Source organism: Pseudomonas cistanchae, assembly GCF_054483635.1.
Genome location: NZ_JBTLWN010000001.1, coordinates 1,019,910 through 1,043,618 on the forward strand (window position 1 = coordinate 1,019,910; position 23,709 = coordinate 1,043,618).

Consider the following 23,709-nt stretch of genomic DNA (forward strand, 5'->3'; position numbering starts at 1 on the left):
TTAGCCAACCACCGCCCCTAGCTGGAAGATAGGTAGGTACATGGCGATAATTAGACCTCCAACCAGTACACCCAGTACGGACATGATCATAGGCTCCATCAAGGTGGTTAAGTTATCTACCGCGTTATCGACTTCATCTTCATAATAGCCCGCTACTTTATCCAGCATCTCATCCAGCGACCCCGACTCCTCACCAATAGCGGTCATCTGCACGGCCATGCTTGGGAAAATACCTGTAGTACGCATCGAAAAATTTAATTGCGTGCCAGAAGACACATCGACGCGGATTTTATTCACTGCATTCCTAAACACAACATTCCCCGTCGCACCTGATACCGAATCGAGTGCCTCGACAAGTGGTACGCCTGCAGCAAAAGTCGTTGCTAGTGTACGTGCATATCTAGCTACCACAGCTTTGTAGAGAATGTCGCCAACAATAGGAGCCTTAAGAAGGGTGCGGTCTAAAAAATCTCGAAATTTTTCCGACCGCTTGTGTGCTTCTTTGAAAGTCATGGCGATCGCAAAAAAAGCGCCGATGAAGACAAACCACCATTCTTGAAGACCACGCGACATGTTTACCACCACTTGGGTAAATGCCGGGAGTTCAGCCCCGAAGCCGGCGAAAACGCTTTCGAATTGTGGCACGACCTTAATTAGCAGAATAGCTGTCACTATCACAGCTACTACTATGACCGAGATTGGGTAAGTCATGGCCTTTCTGATTTTAGCTTTGAGGGCTTCGGTTTTTTCTTTGTAAGTTGCAATACGGTCTAGGAGTGTTTCTAGTGCGCCAGATTGCTCTCCAGAGTCGACAAGGTTGCAGTAAAGATCATCGAAATACTGCGGTTTTTTACGCAGTGAAGCTGCGAAGCTATTACCAGCAGCCACTTCCTGTTTTACATCGTCAATCAGCTTTCGCATATTGGGATTTTCAAATCCCTCGCCGATAATATCGAAGGATTGCAGTAATGGCACTCCCGCTTTCATCATAGTCGCCATCTGCCGAGTAAACAGGGCTATATCTAGGGGTTTGATCTTCTTGCCCGCACTGAACAGTGACACGGGTTTTTTACGAACTTTAAGTGGGTTGATGCCCTGTTTGCGCAGTTGAGCTTTCACCAAGGCTGGGTTTTGCCCGGATAGCTCTCCCTTAATCTTGCCACCCTTCTTATCGGTGCCTTCCCAGACGAAGGTGCTGGTTTTTAGAGCTTTGGCCGCCATGGGTTAATCCTTGGTCACTCGGTTGACTTCTTCGAGGCTGGTAATGCCCTGCATGGCTTTGAGCAATGCCGAGGTGCGCAGATCATTAAAGCCGTCTTTACGCATTTGCATTGAGATATCAATGGAATTGCCTTCCTCCATGATAATCCGTTGTAAGGCAGGCGTGATTTTAACCACTTCATAAATCCCGACACGGCCTTTGTAGCCACCATTACAATTTTCGCAGCCTACGGGGCCGTAAATCTTGAAGGTGCCGAGCTTGTTTTCGGGGAAGCCTTCCTCCAAAAGCGCTTCGCGCGGAATCTGTACTTCCTTTTTACAGGTGCTGCAAAGCTTACGCGCTAAGCGCTGTGCGATGATCAGGTTAACCGAGGTAGCAATATTGAACGAGGGCACGCCCATATTGCGCAGGCGGGTCAGGGTTTCTGCCGCGCTGTTGGTGTGCAGAGTCGACATCACCATGTGCCCAGTCTGAGCGGCCTTAACTGCAATGGAGGCAGTATCCAAGTCGCGGATTTCGCCAACCATGATGATGTCCGGATCTTGACGTAAGAAGGATTTCAGCGCCGCGGTAAAATCCATGCCTTGCTTGGGGTTAACGTTGACCTGATTGATCCCCTCGAGATTGATCTCCACCGGGTCTTCGGCGGTGGAAATATTCACGTCGACGGTATTGAGAATATTAAGGCCGGTATATAACGATACGGTTTTACCCGAGCCGGTGGGGCCTGTCACCAGAATCATGCCTTGCGGTTGCTTCAGTGCGGCCATGTATAAATTTTTTTGCGTTTCTTCATAACCTAGGGCGTCGATACCCATCTGCGCGCTCGATGAATCGAGAATCCGCATCACTATTTTTTCACCCCACAAGGTGGGGCAACTGCTGACGCGAAAGTCGATGGATTTGCTTTTCGATATGCGCATCTTGATACGACCGTCTTGCGGTTTTCGGCGCTCCGAAATATCTAAGCTCGCCATAACCTTAAGGCGGGCGGAGATGCGCGGTGCTAGCTGAATCGGTGGGCGTGCGATCTCATGGAGGATGCCGTCGGTACGAAAGCGAACCCGGTAGGTTTTTTCATAAGGCTCGAAATGCAGATCGGAAGAGCCGGCTTTTATTGCGTCCAAAAGCATTTTATTGACGAAGCGTACTACCGGAGCATCGTCAGCTGAGTTGGTTTCCGCTTTATCTGGACCATCCTCGTCGACTGCTTGGATGTCCACTCCGTCTAGGTCTACATCACCCAGATCCTCCATGCCGCTGGTGCCAGTGTCGAAAAATTTTTCGATGGCATCGCTCAGCTTGTCGTCTTCAACCAGCAGGGTTTCGGTGGTCAAGCCGGTGGAAAATTGGATATCCGTAACCACTTGGTGGTTAGTAGGGTCCGATACTCCCACAAAGAGCTTGTTGGCCCTGCGATAAAGAGGGATGACGCGATGCTGCCGAATCAGCTTTTCACTGACCACGTCGCGAGGCTGACTGTCTTTTTCGATAGCGCCAAGGTCGAAAAAGGGCAAGCCGAATTGCTCGGCCGCAATTTCGGCGATAGCACGGCTGCTGGCTAGCTTGTTCTGTACCAAATAAGAAACTAGAGGGATTTTATTGCGCAGCGCCTGGGCGTGTGCCTGCGCAGCGACGGTATCGCTAAGTAGCTCGGCGTTTACCAGTTGGCGAGCCAAGCCTGACAAGTTAGGTGCGTCGCTCATATACAAGGCTTTGTGTCGGAAGAAAGTCCTAGCCTTATAGCTTAAAACTGCAGGCGCCCCAAGTCTTGTGTATGTAGGTGACAAAAAATGGCAGATGCTGCCATGTCTTGGGTTTGGTTGCAGCCCTCGGAGTAGGATTGTATTGGCTCGCTGGGCTTTGCTTGTTGGCATGACATGTGCTTGTTTGAGTGTAGGTCGTTGACCTTAACCACAACAGGAGTTTATCCATGAAGTCTCTCAAGAAGCAAAAAGGTTTTACCTTAATCGAGCTGATGATTGTAATCGCTATTATTGGCATTCTGGCTGCTATCGCTATTCCGCAGTTCAACGAGTATCGCGCGAAAGCCAACGACTCCACTGCAAATGCTGATGCTAAAAACGGCATCACTGTTTTGACCGCCGCTCAGCGCTAATTTTATTGGTTTGGAGATAGTTATGAAAAAGAATATTTTGGGTTTTGCCCTTGCTCTAAGTTTTTCATCTGCGGTATTGGCTGCTGACAATGCCGGTACGGTTCTTCCTGCTATTGCTATTACGCCTGACGCTGCTGGCTGCTCTCTGCTGACAGAGGGTGTTCGGATAAATACGTCGGCTGGTGTATTCGGCGCATATGCATGCAATACCGTTGATAATATTGTTGCAATCGCCACTTGCCATCCTAATGGTCGTAAAGGTGATGTGTCTGTTAACTGCACCGTTGGTGATCCGGCCGCTCCGGCTGGTTGTGTTGCTACAGCTGATACAGGTGATGCGGTTGACGCGGGTACTGCGACAGTCCAAGGCGGTTTGGCTTTCACTGCTAATAGCGGCGGTGGTGCAGTCCAGGGCACTAGGGCAGCAAACTGCGCAATTGGTGGCAATACTACAGCTGAAGCTGCTAGTGCTGCTGGTTTGTAAGTAATATACGATACAGGAAGGTATCCTTCCTGTATCGCCGCTTTTGGAGGAGGTTTTAAGCTAGCAGGGCTTTATATGAAGTTACATGTGCGAGGTTTTACTCTGATAGAGGTTATGATTGTTATTGCGATAATTGGTATTCTTGCGTCCTTAGCTGCGCCTCTTTTCCTTGAAGCAAAGGCCAAGGCAAACGATGTTTCTGCTGAGGCTGATGCCAAAAGCGCTATTCAAGTTATTGCTGCTGCAGTTCGATAGCTTTGGCGATATCTGGTGGGGGCAATATTTTATATTTTTTTAAATTGTGTGTAGGTGCAGTTTCTTTTGTGTGGGTTTTTTCTCGCGTGATTTTAATTAAATTGATATTAGTGATCTATGCCTAATTTTTCCGATTTCTTTAATGGCATGCGTTTGGCTTTTCGTGCCCGATATATTTGGATGTCAGGGGTCTCGTTGTTAGTGCTGGTATTGGCCGTTTTACTTGCTGCTCAGTTTAGCCCGCGGCAGCCAGCAACTGTGTCGCTAGATGTTGGTATTTCGGTGGTTCGTCTTCTATTACCACTAGTAGTAGTATTCATGACGCAGGAATTGTTCTCGCGTGAGTTCGACAGGCGTTATTTTTTGAGCACGCTCACCTACCCTCGTTCTCGAAAGAGTATGTTGTTTGGACGTTTTTTGAGCATTGTTGCCCTAGTAATCGGTTTGTTATTCATAATGGCGTTTCTGCTTGCGCTAGTGGTTATGGTTGTTGCGCAAGATTATGCACAGAGCACGCCTGTGATGTTGGGTCTTAATTATGTTGTTGCTATCAGTTTTATAGGTGTTGATATTTTATTGCTAAGTGCTGTTGCATGCCTGCTTGCAGTCTCTGCATCTACTCCTAGTTTTGTACTCATAGGGACTCTAGGTTTTATGATGGTCGCGCGCTCTTTCGCAGCCATCGTCGATCTACTGAGGCGTGATACGTCATTGGTCGGTGATGCAGATAGCTATGGCACCGGTATTGGAATGTTGGGCTACCTATTACCTGACCTTGGTGCGCTTGATATACGTATTGTCGCGCTCTATGGAAAAATTGAATTCCTCCCTAGTGGCTGGCCTTGGGTGATTCTTTCTAGTCTGTTTTACATCGTTGCCCTAATGGCGTTCGCTGTACGGGCGCTCGGGCGCAAGCGGTTTGCTTAATATGGTCCGCCGTTGCTGCTCTCTTATGCTGGGATTTCTGAGTTTGGCTGCTTTTGCCGGTCTCGCCTTCTGGCGTGGTCATCAGCCGCTGTCGCCAGAACAAATAGAGATACAGGATAGGGTGGTAATTTCAGCTCCGATCCTTATAGTGCTGTACGGTGGTGACCGTTTTCTCGCAGCCAATTTGGAGGCTATACGTCTTGCTGCAACTGGGATGCACGAGGGTGAGGTTGATACCAATTACCTTATTCGAGCGCAGCAAGTCGTCGCGCAATTAAATGCTTGCCACGAAGATAACTATTATTTGGCTAATGGTTTGCTGACTTGGGGTGGGGCGGTCAGTGAGGGTAATCAAGTTTTGCGTGCCGCCGTCGACTGCCGTACTTGGGATTATGTTCCGGCTTTTTTCTACGGAATCAATCTGGCGTTCTTTCAGCGCGACATTGCTGAGGCGCGGCGCATGCTTGAGGTAGGGGCACAGCGCTCGCCTGAAAATGCTGCAAGTCTGCGCAAGCTGGCAATAATGTTACAGGCTGAAACTTTTTCTGATGAAAAACTTGCTTTGAATTATTTGACGCAGCAGCGTGACTCCGTTGGTGATCCCGCATTGCGCGAGATGCTTGATAAGAGGGTAGGTCGCCTGCGGGGCTTAGTTACTCTGCGTGAGGCGAAGCGTCGTTTTGAACTCACTAATGAGGCGCTGATGTCTCTTAATCAGTTGATTGATCATGGTTTACTGCCAGTCTTACCAGAAGACCCGGTTAAGCTCGGTTATGAGTTGCGCAATGGGCAGATAGTTTTGAGGAAAATGAATATCGCCGGTATGGAGGATCAGCCGTGAATGCGGTGTTGGAATTCTTCTGCGTTAGCCATACTTTCCGCAGCAGAGGCAGAGAAGTTCAGGCGCTACGCGATGTTAGCCTTAGCCTAAGCGAAGGCGAAGTTTTCGGCTTTGTCGGCCCTAACGGCGCGGGTAAATCCACCACCATCAAGGTGATGCTGGACATTATCAATGACTACCAAGGGCAGGTGCGTATCTACGGTGTGGATGCCCGGCGTGCCGATGCACGCCAGCCCTTAGCTTTTGTGCCTGAGTCGCCCGCGCTTTATGAGCAATTTACCCCGTTGGAAATCCTGCGCATGGGTTTGTCCATGTATGGGATCAAGCGCAAGGATGCCGGTGCCTGGTGCATGCATTGGCTGGAGCGGTTTTCAGTGGCGCAGAATGCCAAACGGCGGATTCGCGAGCTGTCCAAGGGTAATGTGCAGCGTGTAGCACTGGCCCATGCCATGGCGGTGCAGCCTAAATTGCTGGTGCTGGATGAGCCGTTGTCGGGGCTTGACCCGGTGGGGCGTAAAGACGTGGTGGATATCCTTACGGAGTATAAGAAGCAGGGCGGGGCAATTTTCTTTACTTCTCATGTTTTACATGACGTAGAACGTATTGCTGACCGTTTTGGCTTTATCAATAAGGGCGAGTTGCTGACGGTTCGCTCGCCGCGTGAGCTAGCGGCTGAGCGGGTTGATCAAATGTTGGTGCGGTTTAATGCAGAACAGCAGCTGCTGAGCAGTTGCAAGCAGTTGCGTGATATGGAATTTGAATGCGAGCTATCGCAGGCTGAATTGCCTGCCTTTATCGCTCAGCTCAATAACGTAGGTGGTCACCTGTTGACCATCAAGCCGTCTGTCTCGCTAGAAACTGTATTTTTCAATATTTTAGAGCAGGCCTCACGCTAATCGAGCCACGTTGTTCAAGCTCGCTCTCTATATTTACAAACTCAACCGCATCGACAAATCCACCGCCCTCAAATCCTTGGTCAGTGCCCCAATTGACACATAATCCACGCCTGTTTCAGCGATAGCACGCAAAGTGCTTTCATTAATTCCCCCTGAGGCTTCCAGTCTAGCGCGGCCTTCGGTGATCGCGACAGCTTGGCGCATTTCGTCCTGGCTTAGCTCATCAAGCATGATGATATCGGCGCCTGCCTCAAGTGCCTGCTGCAGTTCTTTCAGGCTTTCTACTTCGACTTCCACTGGCTTTCCTGGAGCTATTTGATGGGCGGCTTGTACGGCTGCGGCGATGCTGCCGCATGCTGCAATATGGTTCTCCTTAATAAGAAACGCGTCGTAGAGACCAATACGGTGGTTGTGGCAGCCGCCGCAGGTCACAGCGTACTTTTGGGCCTGGCGCAGCCCTGGAAGCGTTTTGCGGGTGTCGAGCAGTTTTACGCCGGTGCCTTCCACCAAATCTGCGTAATGCCGACAGCGTGTAGCGACGCCGGAAAGCGTTTGCAAAAAGTTCAGGGCGGTGCGTTCGCCGCTGAGCAAAGCTCGAGCTGGGCCTTCGAGGGTGAACAGGGTTTGGTTGGCTTGGACCTTATCGCCATCTGCCACTTGCCAGCTGACAACTACGCGCGAGTCGAGCTGGCGGAACACCGCATCCACCCACGCTGTCCCACAAATAACGGCGCTTTCCCGGGTGATAACCGTCGCTCTTGCCATTCGTTCAGCGGGTATTAATTGCGCGGTGATGTCACCGCTGCCGATGTCTTCAGCCAGTGCGATACGCACGTTGGCTTCGATTTCATCGGTCAGCTCGGCTAGCGTGAGGTTTGGCATGGGCTCGCTCCAATTCAAGATGGCGCGATTATAGGGACTGCGGGCGGAGTAATGCAGTCCGAATGCAATAAGCAGGTTGCGGTACGTTGACGTTGCCTGCTGCCAACCTTCACAAACGTCGTATATAGTGCGAGACCGCAGGCTTGATTGACTTTGATGCGATTTTCGCTGGCTTAGCGTTCACCTGTCGCCCATAGGTAGCCGCTTGAGAGCTTGTGCGCTACATCTGTGACGGAAGTCATGTCTAGATGAAATGGTGGCGGGCTAGCCATATGCGCGTCCTTATAATGGCTCTACATTAAAGAACATTGACGCCACACCTTTGACGTTACGGATGATGCTCGGTGACCCTGTGCAGATGTAGTCCAAGAGGGGCGGTCTGCAGGAGAGACTCGTAATGAAGATCGACGCGAACGTGGTGCCGCTGAACAAGTCGGCTCCCGAAAAATCGCCCACTTCGTCGGTAGGAAGGTTGCCCGTGGCGCTCATTCAAGTGCGTGATAAGGCTGCGCAGCAGCTCAAGCAGTCGCTCCAGGCACTGTTCGACAATGCCGACGACACGCTATTCGAGATGGCTGATCGCGCGACCAGCAACGCGGAGCAAAACGCCTTCTTCGAAGCGATGCGCGATCTGCGGCTCAAGCGCAAGAGCATTGAGCGCGGCTTTCTGCAAAAGATTTTTGAGTCTTTCGCCAACCTCAATCAATACGAGATCGGCAAGCCGCCACCTCTCGACGCCGTATCGTTCGATACGCTGTCGCTGGTGCAGAATGACGCGCTAGAAGAGTCGGTAGCGCTGGACGCCATGGTTGCCAAGGTCAATAGCCGTGACAGCTTGGCGCTCGGCCACCTGACCACTCGCATCAATGCGCTGATCAGCAAGAAGCTCGACAACAAAACCAACCCGCTCGGGCCGACTCTGCTCTGCGAAATTTTCCTCGACTCGTGCAGTGGCTTGGGTGTGGAGATCAAGGTCAAGCTGATCGTACTCAAGTTGTTTGAAAAGTACGTGTTGAGCGATCTTGATCAGTTGTATGCCAACGCCAATCAAAACCTGATTTCTGCTGGAATATTGCCGGATCTGAAATCCGGCCCTGCGCCACGCACCCCAGGCCGTGCGGCGCCTGCCTCGCGCGTTTCGCGCGATGATTCCTCTGCTCCTGGCATGGGTGGCGGCGACTACGCCGACGAGGGCGTGCAAGAGGTATTCGGCGCGCTGCAGGAGTTGTTGTCCCAGGTGCGCGGTAGCGCACTGCCTCGACGTCAGTTGCCTGCCGATGCGCTGCCAATTTCCAGCAATGACCTGATGCGCCTGCTTTCCCATATGCAGCAGCGCGCACCTGCCCAGGTCGATGATTTCGACCTGCGTGAACAGCTTGAGCTGCTGCTCGGGCGCGCCAGCGCCAAGACGGGCAAGTCGCGTGTGGTGGGTGAGGTCGATGAAGACGTCATCAACCTGGTCTCGATGTTGTTCGAATTCATCCTTGACGACCGCACGCTGCCAGACTCGTTGAAGGCGTTGATCGGGCGCTTACAGATCCCGATGCTGAAAGTGGCTGTTCTGGATAAAACCTTTTTCAGTCGCGGTAGCCACCCGGCACGCCGTCTGCTTAACGAGATCGCATCTGCAGCCCTGGGGTGGGGCGATCAGGACGACGCTCAGCGCGACAGCCTGTATCAGAAGATCGAACAGATCGTACAAAGCCTGCTCAACGATTTTGTTGACGACCCGATTATTTTTTCCGAGCTGCTGGCCGACTTCCTTGCCTTTACTGGTGATGAGCGGCGTCGCAGCGAGTTGCTCGAACAGCGTACCCGCGATGCCGAAGAAGGCAGCGCGAAAGCCGAACTGGCCCGCCGCGAGGTGGAACACGCCCTGAATGATCGCTTGCTGGGCAAGAAATTGCCGGAAGTGGTGGTGCGCTTGCTGCAGGAAGCCTGGAGCAAGGTGTTGATGCTCACCTGTCTCAAGCACGGCATCCATTCAGCTGAGTGGGACGCAGCCGTTGCGACCATGGATGATCTGGTCTGGAGTGTCGAGCCCCATGACGATCCAGAGGCTCGCATGCGTTTGCTCGAACTGGTGCCTGGCTTGTTGAAAGCATTGCGCGAAGGCATGGCTAGCGCGGCATTCGATCCGTTCTCCACCAGTGAGTTTTTCAGCCAGCTGGAAGCATTGCATGTGCAGGCATTCCAGCGTTTCAAGCGCAACCTGCCGGAGGCCGATATCGGCGAGTCCGAGCCGCAAGGCTTGGCCGATGGCAATGCGCCGCATGCCGATCTGGATCTACCGCTGCTCGATCTGCCTCCCGTTGAGGCAGCGGACGAGCCCGCGATGGTCGAAGTCGTTGAAGAAATCGTGCTTCTGGCGCCGGGCGAAGACCGCTCCGCTGAGCCCGAAGTGACTCTGCCGGACGACGACGAAGCACTGCTGCAGGTCGACAGTCTGCGGGTCGGCAGTTGGGTCGAGTTTCAGGAAGACGAAGAGCACAAGCTGCGCTGCAAGCTGGCGGCTGTGATCAAGCCAACCGGCAAGTTCATTTTCGTAAACCGCACCGGCATGAAGGTTCTGGAAAAGACCCGCATGGGATTGGCAGTGGAGTTTCGTCGTGGAGCAATCCGTCTGCTCGACGACGCGCTGCTGTTCGACCGCGCCCTGGAATCCGTGATCGGCAATCTGCGCAAGCTTAAAGGGGCTTAGGCCCGCGCCGCCTGAGCCTCGTTCGCGGCGCCAGTTCTTGGCGCCGTTCATCTGCGGTGCATCGCGCTTGGCCCCGCCTTCCCGCTGCACTAGAGTGCAAGGCTCATTCAAGGAGCCTTTATGCAGTTGGACCCTTCCAGTGGTTGGTGCCTCGATATTCGCCACTGCCCTTCGGCCAATTTCAATCAGCGCCCCTGTGGCGAGATTTCGCTGTTGGTCATTCACAACATCAGCTTGCCGCCAGGGCAATTCGGCACCGGCAAGGTGCAGGCATTCTTCCAGAATTGTCTGAACGCCGACGAACACCCCTATTTTGCTGAAGTGGCCAGCATGCGAGTCTCGGCGCACTTTCTGATCGAGCGTGATGGCGTGACTACCCAGTTCGTCTCCTGTAATGATCGTGCCTGGCACGCGGGGTTGTCGAGTTTCGAAGGTCGAGAAAACTGCAACGATTTCTCCATTGGAATCGAGCTTGAAGGCACTGACGAATTGCCATTTACCGAGGCGCAATATGAGGCGCTGGTGGAACTGGCGGACGCCCTGCAGCAGGCATACCCGGCAATTACCGCGCAGCGGATATGTGGCCATAGTGACATCGCTCCTCTGCGCAAGACGGACCCCGGCCCTGCGTTCGATTGGTCGCGGCTGCGCGGGGCGCTCATAAGTAGGAGAGAGGGCGTATGAGTTTTCTGGTGTTGTTGCTGGTGCTGTGGGCTGAGAAGTTTTCCTCATGGCGCCACAGAATCCAACACGACGGACCCTGGTTACGGCTGCTGAACAAGGTGCAGCGCAACCGTGACTGCCAGGCACACCCGTGGCTGGCAATGGCCGTGCTGGTGCTTTTGCCGCTTCTGGTGCTGGCACTGGTTCTGCTTGTGCTCAAGCCAGTGGCCTATGGCTGGCTGGCATTGCCGGTGCACCTGCTGGTCCTGATTTACAGCCTCGGTCGTGGCGATCTACTGGAAGCTTTGGGGCCCTTCCGCGATAGCTGGCGGCGGGGCGATGCGGAGGCTGCCTATCTGGTTGCGCGTCGCGATCTGGCGCTGGAGGCCGATGATGAGAACTCCTTGCTGTACAGCGTGCAAGGTCATCTGGTCTGGCAGGCGTACCAGAGCTTTTTTGCGGTAATTTTCTGGTATTCCTTGTTGGGGCCTCTAGCCGCACTTGCATATCGGCTGCTGGCGTTGCTCGTCGAGCACAGTGAGCAGGCTCTCTTGCGGGAGCGAGCGGTGCAGTTGCGTCACGCGTTCGACTGGTTGCCGGTCCGGGTGTTGGCGGCAAGCTTTGCCCTGGTGGGGAACTTCATCGGCGTCAGCCGAGCGTTGCTGCATGAGCTGCTCAGTTGGGACATCGCCGCCGCGCAGCTGGTGATAATGGTGGCGCGCGCCGGCAGCGAAACCCCTGCGCCATTAATCGGCGAGGCGGGTGTCAGCAGCCTGGATGGCCTCTGGCAACTGTTGGTGCGCGCCGCCGTGCTTTGGTATGCGCTGTTCGCGTTATGGACACTGCTCGTTTAAGGCCTAAGGTCGCCTGAGGTTTTCCGGAGCGGCAGTTTTACTCATTCCACAACCAGGCGGCTCCGCGCACCCCGCTGGAGTCGCCGTGCTGCGCCGGCAGCAGGCGCGTATTGACCTTGTCGGAGAACACATAGCGCGGCAGCAGGCGGGGAACCTCCGCATAAAGCCGCGCGATATTCGACAGCCCTCCGCCCAGGACCATCACCTGCGGATCCAGCAGGTTGATCACCGATGCCAGGCCGCGCGCCAGCTGGTCGCAGTAGACCGCCAACGCCTGTACCGCTGCCTGATTTCCCTGGTCGGCCGCTGCAACAATCGCCGCAGCGTCCATGCCTAGCTCGCTTCGCGCCGCCCAGCCAGGCCCTGACAGAAAAGTTTCAATGCAGTCGTCCTTGCCGCAGTAGCAGCGGCGAGGTGGGCCGTCCTCATCACGCCGCCAGGGCAGCGGGTTGTGCCCCCATTCGCCGTTGATCGCGTTGGGTCCCGCCAGCAGCCGCCCATGGATGACCAGGCCGCCACCCACGCCCGTGCCGAGAATCGCCGCAAATACGCTCACCGCACCCTGGCCGGCACCGTCGGTGGCCTCCGACCATGCCAGGCAGTCGGCATCGTTCGCCAGCCTGACCGGGCGCTGCAGGCATGCTTCCAGATCGCCTTGCAGGTCCTGGCCGATCAGGCAGGTCGAGTTGGCATTCTTGATCAGGCCATGGTCCGGCGAACGAGCCCCGGGAATGCCAAGGCCCAGGCTGCCGCGTTCGCCCAGGGCGCGTTCGGCCTCACCGACCAAGTTTGCGATGGCCGCCAGCGTCGCCGGGTAATCATTGCGCGGTGTGGCAATGCGTCGGCGCAAACATTCATGACCGTTTTTCAGGGCGATGATCTCGATCTTGCTGCCGCCCAGATCAATGCCCAGTCGAAGAATTGGGTCCATGCTTAACCTTAAGTTACAGAGAAGTGGGTCGATAACAGGTATATATGACAGCCACGCCCTGACAGTATTTTTGTGAAATTGATCACGCGCATCTGCCCCTATCTAAGCCGCTGATTCGAACAACCGCTGGTCTTTTCGGCAGGCAGTTAAGCCTGCCACCTGCGATGCTGCACCGCTACGCTGGCCAATTGCCGCACCACTGATAATTAGAATTGGAGACATCCTGTGAAGGCCATTCTGTACCCAGCCATCGCGCTGATGAATCGTCTTAGCTTTGGCATGAAGTTCAGCTTGATCAGCGTGCTGTTTCTGCTGCCCATGCTGGTCACCAATTTCTACCTGGTGCGGGACTCCTACCGACAGTACGTGGCGACCCAGGCTGCGCTGGACAGTATCGATTTGCTGGGCGAAACGCTCCTGCTGCGGCGCAACCTGGAAGATTACTCGGACCTCACCGAAATCAACGCGGTTATCGGCCAGTCGGGCGAGGCCGGGGAGCTGGAGGGGCGCATCGGCAAGCTGCAAGCCAGTCTGGAGGAGGCCCTGCAGCATCTGCAGCCGGTGGTGCACAACAGCGAAGAAATCGCCGAATTCAACAGCAAGCGCGACGAGCTGATCGCCGAGCTGCAGGCGGTCAAGAATGAAACCTTGCTGCAGGGCAAGATTGCCCTGGTTGATCGGCTGCTTGGCAGCTCCCAGGTATTCATCAAGCTGGTAGCGAGCCAGGCCGGCCTGTCCCAGGATCGGGATACCTCGGTACGCCAGCTGATCGAGCTGATTACTGCGGTAACCCCGCAAGTTACTGCGCCATTGAGCGAAGGGCGGGCCATCGGTTCCTATTCCCTGGCCCAGGGCTTCCTCAACTCCGTCGCCAGTACCAAGTTCGACGATCTGCTGCTGGAGCTGGAAAAGCGCTACGCCGAATACGGGCTGAATATCCAGAATGCGCTCAAGGGCAGTGCTGCCGCACGCTCATCTCTGGAAGGGCTGGCCAGCGCCAGTCAGGAGACGCTGAAGGAAGGCGCGGTGCTGTTCGAAGACAAGGTGGTGATTGCCGATACGCTGGACACCCCATGGCTGGAGTTCTACGACCAGGTCGGCGCGGCGATGGGCAAGACCTACCAGTTCAACGATGCGGTGCTGGTATTGCTCGAGCAGCAGCTCCAGGAGCGTCTGCAGGAAAACCGCACCCAGGTCGTGTTGCTGGTGGCCGCATTGGTGCTGGTGTTCCTGCTGATCCTGTACCTGTACGGCGGCTTCTACGTGTCCATCCGCTCGACCCTGAACAGCCTCGGCCAGGTGATGAACCAGGTCGCGGCAGGCGATATGACGGTGAGCTTCAAGGCGCAGAGCAATGACGAACTGGGCGAGCTCGGCCAGGTGTTCAACGAGACCGTGAGCAAGATTCACGAACTGATCCAGCGGGTCGGCCAGACCGTGGTCGAGGTCGAGCACCAGGCCAGGCGCGTCGAGCAGGTATCGGGGGAGAGCAACCAGTCGGTTGCCGGGCAGCGCAGCCAGATCGAGCAGGTGGCCACGGCAATGAACGAAATGTCGGCGACCGCCCAGGAAGTCGCCCGCAGTGCGGCGGCTGCAGTGGACAGCGCGCAGAGCGTCAACCAGGAAACCGTGGCTGGTCGCGCGCTGGTCGAATCTCAGGTCGGCAGCATCACCCGGCTGGCTGGCGAAATCGATCAGTCGGTCAGCGTGATCAACAAACTGGCCAGCGACAGCGCGTCGATCAGCCAGGTGCTGGACGTGATCAAAGGCATCGCCGAGCAGACCAATTTGCTGGCACTCAATGCGGCCATCGAAGCCGCCCGCGCTGGCGATCAGGGCCGTGGTTTTGCCGTGGTCGCCGACGAGGTGCGCAACCTGGCTAAGCGCACCCAGCAGTCGACCGAGCAGATCGAAGCTATGATCGCCAAGCTGCAAAGCGGTGTCGGCGCGGCGGTGAAGGCAATGAACTCCAGCCACCAAATGGCCGATGCCACGGTCAGCGAATCCGGCAAGGTGCAGCAGGGCCTGGAAAACATCCTCGCTGCGGTTGGCATGATCGTCGATCAGAACCAGCAGATCGCTACCGCCGCCGAAGAGCAGACTGCCGTCGCGCATGACATCGATCAGAACATCGTCGAAATCAGCCAGGCCGGCGAGCGCACGGCGGAGGGTGCCAGCCAGACCGAGCAGGCCAGTCGCGAGCTGTCTGGGCTGGTGTCGCGCTTGAAGCAACTGATCGGCGCGTTCCGCGTTTAACCACTGCCATCGGCAAAAGGCCCGTCACGTGACGGGCCTTTTGTGTTGTGGGCCTCCAGATTAGCGATGTGCGGTGCTGGGCCAATCGCGGCCTGGCGAATGGACTCAGTCTGTCCAGCCGAACAGCTCGGCGGCGTTGCGGCTACTGACCGCCGCGAGTTCGTCGGCTGGTACATTCATCAGCGAGGCCAGGGCCGTGCAGATGTCCGGCAGGTGCTCGGGGCTGTTGCGCTGGTTGGGATGCATGGCGGGCGCCATGTCCGGGGCGTCGGTTTCCAGCACGATCGCCGTCAGCGGCAGCTGGGCGATGACCCGATGCATACGCTGCGCCTGGGGCCAGGTCGGTGCTCCGCCGAGGCCCAGCTTGAAGCCGAGTTTGATGTATTCGCGGGCTTCCTCGACGCTTCCGGCGAACGCATGGATGATCCCGCCGCGCTCCAGTGGGAAGCGTTTGAGCGTGGCGATGGTGGCCGCATGGGCGCGGCGGACATGAATCAGCGCCGGCAAGGCGTGATTTGCGGCCAGTTTAAGTTGCGCCTCGAACAGCCGCTGCTGCTGTGCGCGGTCGAGCTGGGGAAGAAAGTAATCCAGGCCAATCTCGCCCACCGCGCACAGCTTCGGCTGGCCGGCCAGACGTTGCAGCCAGTCGCCGAGCACGTCCAGATCGGCGGGCTGGTGTTGCTCTAGATAGACCGGGTGTAAACCCAGTGCGCCATACAGGCCCGTTTCGCTCTGCACCAGATCCCATACCCGCTGCCAGTTGCCGTGATGCACCCCCAGCACCACGAGCTTGCTCACGCCAAGGCTGCGGCAGCGCGCCAGCAGCTCGCCGCGGTCATGGTCGAAATCGGGGAAATCCAGGTGGGTGTGGGTATCGATCAGGTTCATTGACCAAGCTTCGGTGATTTGCCGCCCGGCTGCCAGCGGCTTGGTTAACGGTCATGGCTATCGGCTGGTATAGCCTGGCTGCGCCGAGTCGCGAAGCTTCAGGGTGCGCGCGACGGCTTCAAGGCCTGGTTGGTAGTCGTTCTGCTCGATGGCGCGGATCGCCCACTCCCATACCCGCGCGGCGATCTGGTCATGCTGCTGAGCAATCGCATTGACTCGCAGCGGCAGGAAATCCAGCAGTTGGGCATCGCCAAAGGTGCCCAGGCGCAAGCGGGCGAGGTGCTCCGGCGCATGGCTGTGCAGGGCGTCGAAGACCCCTTCGAGCAACACGTAAGCGGTGGTGATCAATGCGTCCGGCAGGCCCGCGTCACGTTCCAGCAGAGCCAGCACCTGCTGGCTGCCGCAGGCGCGACTGAACTGCGCGCCCTGACTGACGCTGACTTGGCCGCTAAACCCAGCCAGGGCCCGGCGGAAACCCTGTTCACGGGCCTGGCTAATGGGCAGCTCCGGGCGTGCGCCGATCATCGCGATGTGTCGCGGCAATGGATGCAGCAGGCTGCGGGTGAGCAGCTCGCCGGCTTCGCCGTCATCGCTGACCACCGAACGGATGTGCGCCGGGTCGAGCGCGCGGTCCACGGCAATTACCGGTAACCCTGCCGCCACCAGGTCTCGGTAAGCCGGGTCGTCCTGCGGCAGGCAACTGGCGACGATCAGCGCGTCGCAGCGGCGGGAGCGGAACAGCGTGAGCAGTTGCCGCTCGCTGTCCGGGTCGTCGTCGGAACTGGCGATCAGCAACTGATAGCCGGCGGCCCTGGCGCGCTGTTCGAGCAGCTTGGCCAGCCGCGCGTAGCTGGGGTTTTCCAGGTCCGGCAGGATGAAACCCAGGCAGCGGCTCTGCCCGCGTCGCAGCCCTGCGGCCTGCGGGTCGGGACGGTAGTCGTGGCGTTCGACCACATCCATGACCCGCGCCACTGTGGCCGCGCTGATCCGGCGCTGCACGGCCTGCCCGTTGATCACATAGCTTGCCGTGGTCACTGAAACCTTGGCCAGGCGGGCGATGTCGGTAAGTTTCAAGGCATGGATCCTGAGCGGGAGGGCAGGCTGCTGACGACCGGGCTTCAAGGATCGCCGATTATCAGGTAACGTTCCAGCCTTGGTGAAACGATTCAGCCAATCAGCATGATTGCTGCCATGACGTCTGCCGGGCCTGGCCCATGCCTGCCCCAAATGAAGCGCGTCGGCCGAAGGAGTACCGCTATGCTCGAATTGAATGCAACCCAGATCCAGATGGGCCTGACCGCGCCTGACAAAGACGCCGCGCTGGTGATGCTGGCCGATCAACTGGTCGATGCCGGGCTGGTTGCGCCGGGGTACCTTGCCGGTCTGCAGGCGCGAGAAGCGCAGGGCTCCACCTACCTGGGCCAGGGCATCGCGATCCCCCATGGCACGCCGGAAACCCGTGAGCAGGTGTTCCAGACCGGCGTGCGGCTGATCCAGTTTCCCGAGGGGATCGACTGGGGCGATGGTCAGCGGGTGTACCTGGCTATCGCCATCGCCGCGCGTTCCGACGAACACCTGCGCCTGCTGCAGTTGCTCACCCGCGCGCTGGGCGAGGGCGACCTCAGTCAGGCCTTGCGCGAAGCACGCGATGCCGAGACGCTCATCCAGTTGTTGCAAGGCGCACCGCAGGAGTTGGCGCTGGACAGCCAACTGATCGGTCTGGGCGTGGCCGCGGAGGATTTCGACGAGCTGGTCTGGCACGGCGCGCGGCTGCTGAAAAAGGCCGGCTGCGCGACCAGCGGCTTCGCCAACGGCCTGACCGGAAGTGCACCGCTGCCCCTGGGCAACGGTCTCTGGTGGCTGCACAGCGAGCAGGCGGTGCAGCGTCCCGGCCTGGCATTCGTAACCCCGGCACAGCCGCTGCGCCACGGCGAGCACGCGCTGACCGGGCTGTTTTGTCTGGCCAGCCTGGGCGAAGGCCATCGGCGCACGCTGGAGCGACTGTGCGATCTGCTTATCGAAGGCCGCGCCGAGGCGTTCAGTCAGGCGACCTCAAGCCGCAGCGTGCTCGAAGCCCTGGGTGGAGAGATGCCGGTCGACTGGCCCACGCTGCACATCGCCCTGGCCAATAGTCATGGGCTGCATGCGCGGCCGGCCAAGGCGCTGAGCGAGCTCACCCAGGCCTTTGATGGCGAAATCCGCGTGCGCCTGCTTGACGAGCCGGGCCGTGGTGTGTCGGCAAAGAGCCTGAGCAAGCTGCTGGCGTTGGGCGCGCGGCGTGGTCAGACCCTGGTCTTCAGCGCCGAGCCGGCGATTGCCGGCGATGCGTTGGCCGCCATTGAAGTTGCCGTGCAAGGTGGTCTCGGCGAGCGGGTCGAACCGCTGCCCGCGACCGCCGACTCCCCCCCGAGCGTGGCTACCTGCGCACCTGCCGCCGTGCAGGCACCCCAGGCGGGGGCGCGCATCCAGGCCGTCGCGGCAGGGCCGGGCATCGCCAGCGGCCCGGCGCTGGTGCGCATCGTCCCGCAGCTCGACTACCCGCAGCAGGGTCAGGGCAACGCGACCGAGCGGCAACGCCTGAGCGCCGCGCTGGCGGCGATCGAGGCGGACATCCAGCGCCTGGTCGAAGCCAGCGACGAGGCCAGCGTTCGCGATATTTTTGCCACCCACCAAGCCATGCTGCGCGACCCGGCGTTGCGTGAGGATGTCGAGGCCCGCCTGCAGCAAGGGCTGAGCGCCGAGGCCGGCTGGATCGCCGAGATCGAAGCCGCGGCCGCGCAACAGGAAGCCCTGCATGATGCGCTGCTGGCCGAGCGTGCTGCCGATCTGCGCGATATCGGTCGGCGGGTGCTGGCGAAACTCTGCGGCGTCGAGGCGCCAAGCGAGCCGGACGAGCCCTACATCCTGGTGATGGATGAAGTTGCGCCCTCGGACGTCGCCAGCCTCAACCGCCAGCGCGTGGCCGGGATTCTGACCGCACGCGGCGGCGCCACCGCGCACAGCGCGATCATTGCCCGCGCCCTGGGAATTCCCGCCGTGGTCGGCGCGGGCGCCAGCGTGCTCGCGCTGGCGCAACGCACCGTGCTGCTGATCGACGGTGATCGCGGTCTAGTGCGTGTCGCGCCCGACCCGCAAACCCTGCAGCAGGCGTTGCGTGAGCGGGAGCTCGGCGAGCGTCGGCGCGAGCGCGCCCACGCCGAACGCCTGCAGCCTGCGGTGAGCCGCGACGGCCATGCGGTGGAAGTCGTTGCCAACATCGGCGCCAGTGGCGAAACCACCGAAGCAGTGGAGCTGGGTGCCGAAGGCATCGGTTTGCTGCGCACCGAGCTGGTGTTTATGAACCATTCCCAGGCGCCGGACCTGGCCACCCAGGAAGCCGAATACCGCCGCGTGCTCGACGCGCTCGATGGGCGCCCGCTGGTGGTGCGTACCCTGGATGTCGGCGGCGATAAGCCGTTGCCGTACTGGCCAATGCCCGCCGAGGAGAACCCGTTCCTTGGCGTGCGCGGTATTCGCCTGAGCCTGCAGCGCCCGGACATGCTGGAAACCCAGTTGCGCGCCTTGCTGGCAGCCGCAGACGGGCGGCCCCTGCGGATCATGTTCCCGATGGTCGGCAGCGTGGAGGAGTGGCGCGTCGCACGGGATATGGCGCTGCGCCTGCGCGAGGAGATCCCGCTCGAAGACCTGCAGCTCGGGATCATGGTCGAGGTGCCCTCGGCTGCGCTGCTGGCGCCGGTACTGGCCCGCGAAGTGGACTTTTTCAGCATCGGCACCAACGACCTGACCCAGTACACCCTGGCCATCGACCGGGGCCATCCGACCCTGTCGGCCCAGGCCGATGGCTTGCATCCCGCCGTATTGCGGCTGATCGGCATGACTGTCGAAGCCGCCCATGCACATGGCAAATGGGTTGGCGTGTGCGGCGAATTGGCTGGCGACATGCTCGCCGTGCCGCTGCTGGTCGGCCTTGGAATCGACGAACTGAGCGTGTCGGCGCGTTCCATCGTGCTGGTCAAGGCAAGGGTGCGCGAGCTGGACCGCCGTCACAGCCAGGCCCTGGCGCAACAGGCGCTGAGCCTGGAAAGTGCCGCCGCAGTGCGTGCCTTGGTTGAGGAGTCGCACTGATGGCGCGAATTCTCAGCCTGACCCTCAACCCGGCACTGGACCTGACCGTCAGCCTCGACGTGCTGCAGCCCGGCGCGGTCAACCGTGGTTCCGGCCTGACCAGCCATGCGGCCGGCAAAGGCCTGAACGTCGCCCAGGTGCTCGCCGACCTCGGTCACAAGGTTACCGTCAGCGGCTTTCTCGGCATTGCCAATGCGGCGCCGTTCGATGCCCTGATCAGTCGCTGCGGCTTCGTCGACGCCTTCGTCCGCATACCGGGCGAGACGCGCAGCAATATCAAACTGGCTGAACGCAGCGGGCGCATCACCGACCTCAACGGCCCCGGCCCGCTGATCGCGGCGCGGCATCAGGACGAGTTGCTGGCGACGCTCGAACAGATCGCGGTTGGCCATGACGCGGTGGTGGTCGCCGGCAGCTTGCCGCAGGGCATCGACGTGGAGTGGTTTGCTGCGCTGCTCGGCCGGCTCAAGGCCCTTGGCCTGCCGCTGGCGCTGGATACCAGTGGCGCAGCGCTGCAGGCGGGGCTGGCGGTGCAGCCTTGGCTGATCAAGCCCAACGAGGACGAGCTGGCCGAGGCCTGCGGGCTCGTCGACCCCTCCGCCGCCATGCTCGACGCGGCGGCGCGGACGCTGTGCGAGCAGGGCATCGAGCACGTGCTGCTGTCGCGTGGCGCTGCCGGAGTCAGCTGGTTCGGTCCTGACATCGCGTTGCAGGCGCAGCCGCCGCAGGTGGTGGTGGCGAGCACCGTTGGCGCTGGCGACTCGCTGTTGGCGGCCACCCTGCATGGCCTGCTCAACGGTTGGCCGGCGGAGGGCACGCTGCGGCTGGCCACTGCTGTGGCGGCGCAGGCGGTGACGCAGATCGGTTTCGGTATCCATGACCGCGAACAACTGGAACGCCTGGAAGCAGCCGTGACGATCACGTCGCGGGCCTAAAAAAATAAGAGGTTTTGTCATGAATCTGCTGATCGTCACCGCCTGCCCCAACGGCATGGTCACCAGCGTGCTCTGTTCGCGCCTGCTGGAAGCCGCTGCCCAACGCCTCGGCTGGTCCACGCGGGTCGAGGTGCATGACCCCAAGGCCATCGGCTCGCCGCTGAGCGATGGCGATATCGCCGCCGCCGACCTGGTCGTGGTGGTCAAAACCGGCGCGCTGTCGCTGCAGCGCTTTGTCGGCAAGCGCCTGCTGCAGTCGACCCCGGCCGCGGCGCTGGTCGATCCGCAGCAGTTTCTTCTCGACGCCGCCGAGAACGCCGCACCGTTGCAGACGGCCGAGGCGCAGTTGCAGCCCGTCGGTGGGCAGCCGCGACTGGTGGCGATCACCGCCTGCCCGACCGGCGTGGCCCATACCTTTATGGCCGCCGAGGCGCTGCAGCAGGCTGCCGAGCAGTTGGGCTACGCCTTGCAGGTGGAAACCCGCGGCTCGGTCGGCGCGCGCAACCTGCTCGACGACGACGCAATCGCCGCGGCCGATGTGGTGTTGCTGGCCGCCGATATCGAGGTGGATACGGCGCGCTTTGCCGGCAAGAAGGTATTTCGCTGCGGTACCGGCGTGGCGCTCAAGCAGCCGCAGCAGACCTTGCAGCGCGCGCTGGCCGAGGCCCAGCCGCTGGTTGCCGATGGCAATGCTCAGGCCGCCGCGCCGGGTGGCGGTCAGGGCGGCCCTTACAAACACCTGCTTACCGGCGTGTCGTTCATGCTGCCGATGGTGGTGGCCGGCGGTTTGCTGATCGCCCTGTCGTTCGTTTTCGGCATCGAGGCGTTCAAGCAGGAGGGCACCCTGGCGGCAGCGCTGATGCAGATCGGTGGCGAGGCGGCGTTCAAACTGATGGTGCCGGTGCTGGCGGGCTATATCGCCTATTCGATAGCCGACCGTCCCGGCCTGGCGCCGGGCATGATCGGCGGCCTGCTCGCCAGCAGCCTGGGCGCGGGTTTTATCGGTGGCATCGTCGCCGGCTTTCTCGCCGGCTATTCGGCCAAGGCCATTGCCCGCTGGGTGAAACTGCCGGCCAGCGTCGAGTCGCTCAAGCCGATTCTGATCATCCCATTGCTGGCCAGCTTGTTTACCGGCCTGGTGATGATCTACGTGGTCGGCCAGCCGGTGGCGGGCATGCTCGCCGGGCTGACCGCGTTTCTCGATGGCATGGGCAGCACCAATGCGATTCTGCTCGGCCTGTTGCTCGGCGCGATGATGTGCGTCGACCTCGGCGGGCCGATCAACAAGGCCGCCTATGCCTTTTCGCTCGGTCTGCTGGCCGCGCAGAGCTACGCGCCCATGTCGGCAACCATGGCCGCCGGCATGGTGCCGCCCATCGGCATGGCCATCGCGACCGTGCTGGCGCGGCGCAAGTTTGCCCAGTCCGAGCGCGAGGCGGGCAAGGCTGCAGGGGTTCTCGGCTTGTGCTTTATCTCCGAGGGGGCGATTCCGTTCGCCGCCAAGGACCCGTTCCGGGTGATTCCGGCGAGCATCGCCGGCGGCGCGCTGACCGGTGCCCTGTCGATGTACTTCGGCTGCAAGCTGATGGCGCCCCATGGCGGCCTGTTCGTGCTGCTGATCCCCAACGCGATCAACCATGCCGCGCTCTACCTGTTGGCGATAGTCGCCGGCAGCCTGGTCACCGGCGTGGTCTATGCGCTGATCAAGCGGCCTGAAGCGCAACCGCTGGCGGTGGCCGCTGCGGCCTAGCCAGCCGCCATTTGCCTGTCGAGTTCCGCCTGGCCTGTCCGGAGAGAACGGGCTATTGGGCAGAGGTCTGTTTCAGGTAATCGATGAATGCCCGCAGGGGCGCCGGCATCTGTCGCCGTTGGTGGTAGTAGAGATAGGGTCCGCTGAAATTCTGCCACCACCCCTCGAGAATGGGCTGCAGCGTACCGTTGTCGAGCAAGGGTCGCAGGTACTCTTCAAAGGTGTAGATGATGCCGACGCCCGCGCTCGCGGCACTGATGCGCAGGTCGGTGGATGACGACAGCAGCGGGCCTTCGGGCGTGATTCGAATTGACTGACCGTCTTTCTCGAATTCCCAGATACCGAGCACGCCGCTGGCGAAACGGTTGCCGAGCAAGCGGTGGCTGGTCAACTCCTGAGGGTGCTGGGGAGTGCCGTAACGCGCCAGATAGGCCGGGGATGCGGCGGCGACGAAGCGCTGTCGGCGCGGGCCGATAGGCGTGGCGATCATGTCCTTGGCGAGGCGCTCTTCATAGCGAACTCCGGCGTCAAAGCCTGCGGCGATCACGTCGATGAAGCTGTTGTCCATCATGACCTCGACCCGCACACCGGGATAACGCTCGAGAAAGCCCGCCAGCAGCGTCGGCATTACAAACTGCGCGACCGGCACGGGAACGTTGAGCTTGAGCGTACCGACAGGGCTTTGCTGATCATCGTTGAGGTCGTTGAGCGCGTCGCTGATTTCCTCCAGTGCCGGCCGCAAGCGCTGAATCAGCCGACTGCCCGCCTCGGTTGGGGTCACGCAGCGGGTCGTGCGATTTAGCAACCGGACCCCCAGCCGGGCCTCCAGGCGCCGCACGCAGTCACTCAGCGACGAGGCGGACATCCCGTGCTTTTCCGCCGCGGTGCGAAACCCACTTGCCTCGACCACTGCGGCGAACAGGGCAACGTCATCCAGATCAAGTCGGCTCATGGTGTCTCCTGGTGCGCGGTCGATAAAG

20 protein-coding genes and 1 pseudogene are annotated in these 23,709 nt (G+C 59.5%); 14 read left to right on the top strand and 7 right to left on the bottom strand.

Annotated features, from left to right (window positions below; translation table 11 throughout):
* Positions 1-1,221 carry a type II secretion system F family protein gene (locus ACX0MV_RS04660; RefSeq protein WP_458981314.1) on the bottom strand — a complete coding sequence of 407 codons (1,221 nt, stop codon included), beginning with the start codon at positions 1,219-1,221 and terminating at the stop codon, positions 1-3.
* A 3-nt stretch (positions 1,222-1,224) separates the two neighbouring features.
* Complete coding sequence (pilB, locus tag ACX0MV_RS04665; protein WP_458981315.1) at positions 1,225-2,928, bottom strand: type IV-A pilus assembly ATPase PilB; 1,704 nt, start codon at positions 2,926-2,928, stop codon at positions 1,225-1,227.
* 227 nt (positions 2,929-3,155) lie between these two features.
* Here pilB and ACX0MV_RS04670 point away from each other — a divergent pair, with 227 nt between their 5' ends.
* The 6 genes from ACX0MV_RS04670 to ACX0MV_RS04695 all read left to right on the top strand — a co-directional run bounded on the left by ACX0MV_RS04670 (position 3,156) and on the right by ACX0MV_RS04695 (position 6,744).
* Positions 3,156-3,341 carry a prepilin-type N-terminal cleavage/methylation domain-containing protein gene (locus tag ACX0MV_RS04670; RefSeq protein WP_458981316.1) on the top strand — a complete coding sequence of 62 codons (186 nt, stop codon included), beginning with the start codon at positions 3,156-3,158 and terminating at the stop codon, positions 3,339-3,341.
* A gap of 22 nt (positions 3,342-3,363) precedes the next feature.
* Positions 3,364-3,825 (top strand): hypothetical protein, encoded by a 462-nt coding sequence (locus tag ACX0MV_RS04675; RefSeq protein ID WP_458981317.1) that lies wholly within the window; start codon positions 3,364-3,366, stop codon positions 3,823-3,825.
* Between the two features lie 75 nt (positions 3,826-3,900).
* Positions 3,901-4,080 carry a type IV pilin protein gene (locus tag ACX0MV_RS04680; RefSeq protein ID WP_458981318.1) on the top strand — a complete coding sequence of 60 codons (180 nt, stop codon included), beginning with the start codon at positions 3,901-3,903 and terminating at the stop codon, positions 4,078-4,080.
* 117 nt (positions 4,081-4,197) lie between these two features.
* Positions 4,198-5,007, top strand: coding sequence for a hypothetical protein (locus ACX0MV_RS04685; RefSeq protein WP_458981319.1), 810 nt, complete (start codon positions 4,198-4,200; stop codon positions 5,005-5,007).
* Between the two features lie 25 nt (positions 5,008-5,032).
* A complete protein-coding gene (locus ACX0MV_RS04690; protein ID WP_458981320.1) occupies positions 5,033-5,848 on the top strand; it encodes a hypothetical protein in 816 nt (271 codons plus the stop codon).
* A complete protein-coding gene (locus ACX0MV_RS04695) occupies positions 5,845-6,744 on the top strand; it encodes an ABC transporter ATP-binding protein (protein ID WP_458981321.1) in 900 nt (299 codons plus the stop codon). The genes ACX0MV_RS04690 and ACX0MV_RS04695 overlap by 4 nt, the downstream gene beginning before the upstream one ends.
* Positions 6,745-6,777: 33 nt before the next feature.
* On the opposite strand, the gene nadC is transcribed toward ACX0MV_RS04695, so the two are convergent.
* Positions 6,778-7,626: a carboxylating nicotinate-nucleotide diphosphorylase gene (nadC, locus tag ACX0MV_RS04700; RefSeq protein WP_458981322.1), complete on the bottom strand. Its 849-nt coding sequence runs from the start codon at positions 7,624-7,626 to the stop codon at positions 6,778-6,780.
* Between the two features lie 397 nt (positions 7,627-8,023).
* On the opposite strand from nadC, the gene ACX0MV_RS04705 reads away from it, so the two are divergent.
* The 3 genes from ACX0MV_RS04705 to ampE all read left to right on the top strand — a co-directional run bounded on the left by ACX0MV_RS04705 (position 8,024) and on the right by ampE (position 11,844).
* The gene (locus tag ACX0MV_RS04705) at positions 8,024-10,327 is read left to right on the top strand and encodes a DUF1631 domain-containing protein (RefSeq protein ID WP_458981323.1); all 2,304 of its coding nucleotides are present in this window, start codon (positions 8,024-8,026) and stop codon (positions 10,325-10,327) included.
* Between the two features lie 120 nt (positions 10,328-10,447).
* The gene (gene ampD, locus ACX0MV_RS04710; protein ID WP_458981324.1) at positions 10,448-11,011 is read left to right on the top strand and encodes a 1,6-anhydro-N-acetylmuramyl-L-alanine amidase AmpD; all 564 of its coding nucleotides are present in this window, start codon (positions 10,448-10,450) and stop codon (positions 11,009-11,011) included.
* Positions 11,008-11,844 (top strand): regulatory signaling modulator protein AmpE, encoded by an 837-nt coding sequence (gene ampE / locus ACX0MV_RS04715; protein ID WP_458981325.1) that lies wholly within the window; start codon positions 11,008-11,010, stop codon positions 11,842-11,844. Before ampD ends, ampE begins: the two co-directional genes overlap by 4 nt.
* Positions 11,845-11,881: 37 nt before the next feature.
* Here ampE and ACX0MV_RS04720 read toward each other — a convergent pair whose 3' ends face one another.
* On the bottom strand, positions 11,882-12,775 hold the full coding sequence (locus ACX0MV_RS04720) for an ROK family protein (RefSeq protein ID WP_458981326.1): 894 nt from the start codon (positions 12,773-12,775) through the stop codon (positions 11,882-11,884).
* Between the two features lie 1,107 nt (positions 12,776-13,882).
* Between ACX0MV_RS04720 and ACX0MV_RS04725 the strand changes: the two are divergent.
* Both ACX0MV_RS04725 and ACX0MV_RS04730 read left to right on the top strand, forming a co-directional pair.
* Positions 13,883-14,173, top strand: a pseudogene (locus tag ACX0MV_RS04725) (HAMP domain-containing protein); the annotation flags it as partial.
* Between the two features lie 153 nt (positions 14,174-14,326).
* Entirely contained in the window at positions 14,327-15,031 is a 705-nt protein-coding gene (locus ACX0MV_RS04730; RefSeq protein ID WP_458981759.1) for a methyl-accepting chemotaxis protein, read from the top strand.
* 105 nt (positions 15,032-15,136) lie between these two features.
* On the opposite strand, the gene ACX0MV_RS04735 is transcribed toward ACX0MV_RS04730, so the two are convergent.
* Together ACX0MV_RS04735 and cra are read right to left on the bottom strand one after the other, a co-directional pair.
* Entirely contained in the window at positions 15,137-15,919 is a 783-nt protein-coding gene (locus ACX0MV_RS04735) for a TatD family hydrolase (RefSeq protein ID WP_458981327.1), read from the bottom strand.
* Positions 15,920-15,976: 57 nt separating this feature from the next.
* Entirely contained in the window at positions 15,977-16,993 is a 1,017-nt protein-coding gene (cra, locus tag ACX0MV_RS04740) for a catabolite repressor/activator (protein WP_458981328.1), read from the bottom strand.
* A gap of 183 nt (positions 16,994-17,176) precedes the next feature.
* Here cra and ptsP point away from each other — a divergent pair, with 183 nt between their 5' ends.
* Genes ptsP through ACX0MV_RS04755 form a run of 3 tightly spaced genes read left to right on the top strand, consistent with a single transcriptional unit; the run spans position 17,177 to position 22,729 of the window.
* The gene (ptsP, locus tag ACX0MV_RS04745) at positions 17,177-20,044 is read left to right on the top strand and encodes a phosphoenolpyruvate--protein phosphotransferase (RefSeq protein ID WP_458981329.1); all 2,868 of its coding nucleotides are present in this window, start codon (positions 17,177-17,179) and stop codon (positions 20,042-20,044) included.
* Positions 20,044-20,979: a 1-phosphofructokinase gene (gene pfkB / locus ACX0MV_RS04750; RefSeq protein WP_458981330.1), complete on the top strand. Its 936-nt coding sequence runs from the start codon at positions 20,044-20,046 to the stop codon at positions 20,977-20,979. The genes ptsP and pfkB overlap by 1 nt, the downstream gene beginning before the upstream one ends.
* Before the next feature lie 19 nt (positions 20,980-20,998).
* Entirely contained in the window at positions 20,999-22,729 is a 1,731-nt protein-coding gene (locus tag ACX0MV_RS04755) for a fructose-specific PTS transporter subunit EIIC (RefSeq protein ID WP_458981331.1), read from the top strand.
* Positions 22,730-22,781: 52 nt separating this feature from the next.
* On the opposite strand, the gene ACX0MV_RS04760 is transcribed toward ACX0MV_RS04755, so the two are convergent.
* On the bottom strand, positions 22,782-23,681 hold the full coding sequence (locus tag ACX0MV_RS04760) for a LysR family transcriptional regulator (RefSeq protein ID WP_458981332.1): 900 nt from the start codon (positions 23,679-23,681) through the stop codon (positions 22,782-22,784).
* Positions 23,682-23,709 lie beyond the last annotated feature (28 nt).